General features: G+C 63.4%; 1 protein-coding gene. It reads left to right on the top strand.

Annotation, left to right across the window (positions count from 1 at the left end):
• Positions 1-137 precede the first annotated feature (137 nt).
• Entirely contained in the window at positions 138-1,517 is a 1,380-nt protein-coding gene (locus AC1DS5_RS24910) for an IS4 family transposase (RefSeq protein ID WP_477720923.1), read from the top strand.
• Positions 1,518-1,526: the final 9 nt, after the last annotated feature.

Below are 1,526 nucleotides of genomic sequence, written 5' to 3'. Positions count from 1 at the left end.
GAATGGCACTTACTTTGGCAGGTTGGCCTTCGGCGACGTGCGTAAGTGCTTGAAAGCAAAGGGAGATGGCTGACCAAAGGGTCGATAGGATGGTTGTTTACGAAGCACCCAAACCATCTTCCCAAAGGCCAGCCACCATGGATCGTAATGCCCAAAGCGTCTTGCATCAACGTTGCAGCAGCATTGGACGCCGGGCGAGATCGACCCAGGCGGTGGAATTCTTCAACGTTCTGACGAGTCCGGAGTTGCTTGAGACGACCGAAGCGCTGCTGCCCGAGCACCGCGAGCGGCTGTATCCGCCAACGGTTGCGCTGTCGATGTTCATGCGCCAGGTGCTGGAGGCCGATGGCTCGTGCCAGAAGGCGGTCAACGGCTGGGCGGCGCAGCGCGCAGCCGATGGCCTGAGCCCGTGCAGCGTTCGCACCGGCGGGTATTGCCGGGCTCGCCAGCGGCTGCCGCTGGAGATGGTCAGTGCGCTCACGCGCCAGACAGGCCGCTTGCTCAGCCAGAAGGCTCTGGCGCCATGGCTGTGGCGCGGGCGAGCGGTCAAGCTGGTGGATGGCACCGGACTGTCGATGCCCGATACCCAGGAGAACCAGGTGTGCTATCCCCAGCCCAGCACCCAGGCAAGCGGCGTCGGCTTTCCGCTGGCGCGACTGGTCATGGTGATTTGCCTGGCCACCGGCGCGGCGCTGGATGCGGCGATAGGGCCGCACAGCGGCAAAGGCAGTGGCGAGCTCGGACTGGTACGCCGTCTGCTCGCAGGCTTTCGCCCCGGCGATGTGATGCTCGCCGATGCCTTGTACTGCAACTATTTCCTGATCGCCACACTGATGGCCGCGGGCGTGGATGTGCTGTTCGAGCAGAACGGAGCGCGAATCACCGACTTTCGGCGCGGCCAGTCGCTGGGCACACGCGACCACATCGTGCGCTGGCCCAAGCCAGCAGCCCGTCCAGAGTGGATGACGCCCGAGCAGCACGCGCAATTCCCCGATGAGTTGACGCTGCGCGAAGCCAAGGTCGATCATCAGGTGCTGGTCACCACGCTGCTCAACCATCGCCAGGTCACCAAGCGCGACCTCTCGGCGCTGTACGCGCGTCGCTGGAACGTCGAACTCGACCTGCGCAACCTCAAGACCACCACGGGCATGGATGTACTGAGCTGTCAGACGCCGCAGATGAACGAAAAACAGCTGTGGGTCCATCTGCTCGCTTACAACGTGATCCGACTGCTCATGGCGCAGGCCGCCTGCAATGCCGGGATAGACCCGCGCGGCCTGAGCTTCAAGCACACGGTGCAACTGTGGACAGAGTGGGTCTCGCGAGGCCTCTCGGCCACGAAGGATTGCGGGCGGCTATTCACGTTGATCGCACAATGCAGGGTCGGCCATCGACCCGGACGCATCGAGCCGCGAATGCGAAAACGAAGGCCCAAACCCTACCCCTGGTTGAAGGTGCCCCGCGACCAGGCTCGCCGACACGTCCAGAGGCATGGTCATGCCTATGAGCCAAAGTAAGTGCCATTC

It is taken from the genome of Polaromonas sp. P4_H1 (assembly GCF_056400945.1).
Note: the sequence above shows the minus strand (reverse complement) of the source record. Positions and strands in the feature narration are given on the sequence as shown.

Bases quoted from the DNA above. Each gene is read 5' to 3' on its own strand.
- AC1DS5_RS24910 (WP_477720923.1), top strand. From the start codon at position 138: ATGGATCGTAATGCCCAAAGCGTCTTGCATCAACGTTGCAGCAGCATT.